Source organism: Dapis brunnea BLCC-M229 (genome assembly GCF_050015995.1).
Lineage (GTDB): Bacteria > Cyanobacteriota > Cyanobacteriia > Cyanobacteriales > Microcoleaceae > Trichodesmium.
Window position 1 is genome coordinate 40496 of the sequence record NZ_JBNHEP010000153.1, and the last position, 3810, is coordinate 44305.

Below are 3810 nucleotides of genomic sequence, written 5' to 3' on the forward strand. Positions count from 1 at the left end.
GCGATCGCCCCACCACCCAAAAAGACTCACAGACAAAAACACCTCTTGCCACTTAACCCTACCAAAACACGACATAAACTATAGCCCTATAGTTTTTACTCTCCATATCTCACCTTAATCCAGGGAGCAAAAAACAGAAAATCGAAGGCTAATATTTCAACCTCCGATTATTTTCTCATGCGGATGGCGAGACTCGAACTCGCAAGGCAAAGCCACACGCCCCTCAAACGTGCGCGTATACCAATTCCGCCACATCCGCTCTAGTTAGGATCTATCAACCAAACTTCAAGAAAATTATGGAATTTTGGCTAACAATATACAATAATAACATAAAATTCTGGAATGTCTACAATAAATTTTCTCAAATCTTTTTGATATAGCAATTGTCAGGGCGGTTAGTACATTCTCGCTCCTTTCAAATTTAGTCATGGTAAGAATGTACGGATTGATGGCCATTTACCCTGCCGTACGGGGGAATAGCCATTCGCCCCTAATCACTTGTGACCAAAAAATAAGGTCAATAGCCTCCCCTTTCCAGGGGATAAAAAAAAATATTCGATTCAGTATTTCAAGGCTCTGGCTTTAGTCAGAGGTACTGATAACTGATAACTGATAACTGATAAGTGATAACTGAAATGCGGTTCTCTAAAATCCTAATAGCCAATCGAGGCGAAATAGCCCTACGCATTCTCCGCACCTGCGAAGAAATGGGCTTGTCCACCATCGCCGTCCACTCAACCATAGACCGCCATGCCCTCCATGTACAACTGGCGGACGAAGCAGTTTGCATTGGTGAACCTACCAGCAGCAAAAGCTACCTCAATATTCCCAACATTATCTCCGCTGCCTTAACTCGTGATGCGTCTGCCATCCATCCAGGTTATGGCTTTCTGGCTGAAAATGCCCGATTTGCAGAAATCTGTGCTGACCATGACATTGCTTTTATTGGCCCATCACCAGAGGGAATGCGGGCAATGGGGGACAAATCCACAGCTAAAGAAACCATGCAAAAAGCCGGAGTTCCTACAGTTCCAGGAAGTGACGGTATTTTAACAAATGAAAAAGAAGCAGCAGCGATCGCCGAAAAAATCGGCTTTCCCCTAATGATTAAAGCCACCGCTGGAGGTGGGGGACGAGGAATGAGACTGGTTCGCCAAGCTGAGGAACTAACCAAACTATTTCAAGCTGCCCAAGGAGAAGCAGAAGCAGCCTTCGGCAACCCAGGAGTTTATATAGAAAGATTCATTGAACGCCCCCGTCACATAGAATTTCAAATTTTGGCAGATAGTTACGGAAATGTGATTCACCTTGGAGAAAGAGACTGTTCAATTCAGCGTCGCCATCAAAAGCTACTCGAAGAGGCTCCAAGTGCAGCATTAAACCCTAAACTTCGACAAAAAATGGGCGAAGCTGCAGTAAAGGCAGCTAAGTCTATTAATTATATTGGTGCTGGTACAGTGGAATTTCTCCTAGACCAGTCTGGTCAATTCTACTTTATGGAGATGAATACCAGGATTCAAGTAGAACATCCAGTCACAGAAGTAATTACAGGACTTGATTTAATTGCGGAACAAATTAGAATTGCTCAAGGGGAGAAATTACAACTAACCCAAAAACAGGTCAACTTTAATGGTCATGCCATAGAATGTCGGATTAACGCCGAAGACCCAGACCACAATTTTCGTCCCCATCCAGGTCGTATTAGTGGATATCTACCACCAGGAGGTCCGGGAGTTAGGATGGATTCTCATGTTTATACAGATTATGAGATTCCACCCTATTATGATTCTTTGATTGGTAAATTAATAGTCTGGGGACACGACCGTCCTACTGCTATTCAGAGGATGAAACGCGCTCTCAGGGAGTGTGCGGTGACAGGAGTTCCTACTACCATAGGTTTTCATCAAAGAATTCTAGAGACTCCAGAATTTATTGGTGGGGAAGTCTATACCAACTTTGTTGAAAATATGATGAAGCAAGAAGCAAAATAATCCCAACTTGGCATACTCCCGACGGTGCGCGATTCTGACACCGCGGGATTCCCAAACAGTGTTAGGTATCGCTGCGCAATTCAAGTCAGCGACAGCCGAAAACACAACGCAGGATTTCTGCTGCCTCTTATCTCAAATCCGGTTGAATACTTATTATATAGTTGGGGGTGGGGAGTAGGGGAGTAGGGTAGATTGAATATTGAAGTAATTATAAAATTATCAACTATGCACCAGTCTCAAAGGCTCTTCCATCTTTCGAGTCTTACAGTTGCTCCATAGAGTGCCTACCCAGAAGCAACATTTACCGATTAGTTGATGGGTGTTTCAATAAATATGTTAGTCGCGGGCGAGCAGTCCGAGACAAAAAACGGATGTGGAGGCAAGTTTAAGACTACCGTCAAGGTAGCAGCAGTCTGTGAAACGTCAACCTACCGAGAAGCTTCGGCTCAGTAGGAATCTCTGCGCCTAAGAGCCGGGGAGGATGTCAAAGATGAAAATTAGAAAATTATTGGAAAAACCTCAACATTATAGGTATTCCCATACAACATTTCCTTGAGGGAGAGCGCAGGTTATAAAAGCCAAAGTTTCGATAATCAGGATCTCCTTCAATAAGACATTAAAGTTGTCGCTAAATAGATAGAAAAAAATAGGTCAAATTCAGACACAGGAATAATTTCAAGCGTTTTGTTTCCGGAATAACTAAAATCCTTACATGACAATAGTTTGCCAGTTTTTTTAGTTATAAAGCGACAAGTCTATTATTGGACTTTGGACAAAAAAAATAGTTAGCGTAATACTTACACTAACTAATGAAATTGATGTTTAAAGACCGAATCAAATCTAGAATTATCTTCGTTTCTGACATTATTTATCCCATTTGAAAATCATAGGATGGGTCTGGTTCAATTTCTCCACCGAAACAGATATCTAAATAACTTTCTTGAAGGGAATGAACAACTCTCTCCAACTCATCAATAAGATTCCTTCGAGTCATTTTTTTAACCGCATCAATATGAGCTTCGCTTCCAGCTTTTCCTAAATATTTATATTTAGTTTTTTTCTGACTGTCAGTAGCCATAGGAAAAATAGGCTGCCCAGATTGTAATTTATAATAATAGTACAGTTTCTGATTTCTATTGACTTGATAACGAATGAGATGAACTTCAGGAGGAGCTACCTCTCCTTCTTGTTTAATCTGCTTGATTTTTTGCTGCAATTTACGAATTAAACTCTTGATTTGTTTCCTTCTAAGGGTGGCTGATTGAGTAGTTTTATAGGATTTTTGTGTAGACATTAGAGTGAATGTAAAAGCAAAAATGTTAGTGTATTTATTACACTAACATATTCATCTATTAGTTAAGACTAATGAAAAATCAAGAAAACACTCAGTTGGTCAAGGAATTCTTATGCTGGAGGAAAAACCTATATAATGGACTTACTGCCAGAAAAGAAACCCTGATCGAATTACTAGATGCTCTCTCATCAAACAAAATTGCCCCCAAAGGTAGTAGAATTGTCTGAAAATCCTTTATTTCGACGAGATTATAACAGTTTATATCATGGAATTCAAGAGTTTTTACCTCACCAAAACGATGATAATTACTCACAGCAAATTAATTATTTATTAGAGGCAACTTCTCAAACAATACAAAAGCCAGTTTCCCGACATTTTGATTTATTTGGAATTGATACAACTCCAAACCCCACGTCAATTTTCAGCCACCTTGGCCGACAAAACTTTTATCCATTATCCCAATCCGATTAAAGGAAACAAACCCATTAATATTGGCCATTCCTATTCAGTAGTCTGCGCTTTACC

The 3810-nt window shown here is 40.4% G+C and carries 4 protein-coding genes and 1 tRNA gene; 3 read left to right on the forward strand and 2 right to left on the reverse strand.

The genetic code is table 11. The features are described from left to right. Positions 1 to 178: 178 nt before the first annotated feature. Positions 179 to 259, reverse strand: a tRNA-Leu gene (locus tag ACP6PM_RS18285). 376 nt (positions 260 to 635) lie between these two features. Between ACP6PM_RS18285 and accC the strand changes: the two genes are divergently transcribed. Beyond that, positions 636 to 1991, forward strand: a complete 1356-nt coding sequence (accC, locus tag ACP6PM_RS18290; RefSeq protein WP_426587084.1) for an acetyl-CoA carboxylase biotin carboxylase subunit — start codon at positions 636 to 638, stop codon at positions 1989 to 1991. 315 nt (positions 1992 to 2306) lie between these two features. Then, positions 2307 to 2444 carry a hypothetical protein gene (locus ACP6PM_RS18295; RefSeq protein WP_426587086.1) on the forward strand — a complete coding sequence of 46 codons (138 nt, stop codon included), beginning with the start codon at positions 2307 to 2309 and terminating at the stop codon, positions 2442 to 2444. 415 nt (positions 2445 to 2859) lie between these two features. Here the strand turns inward: ACP6PM_RS18295 and ACP6PM_RS18300 are convergent, their stop codons facing one another. Then, positions 2860 to 3285 (reverse strand): hypothetical protein, encoded by a 426-nt coding sequence (locus tag ACP6PM_RS18300; RefSeq protein ID WP_426587087.1) that lies wholly within the window; start codon positions 3283 to 3285, stop codon positions 2860 to 2862. A gap of 219 nt (positions 3286 to 3504) precedes the next feature. Between ACP6PM_RS18300 and ACP6PM_RS18305 the strand changes: the two genes are divergently transcribed. After that, positions 3505 to 3756 (forward strand): hypothetical protein, encoded by a 252-nt coding sequence (locus ACP6PM_RS18305; protein ID WP_426587089.1) that lies wholly within the window; start codon positions 3505 to 3507, stop codon positions 3754 to 3756. Positions 3757 to 3810 lie beyond the last annotated feature (54 nt).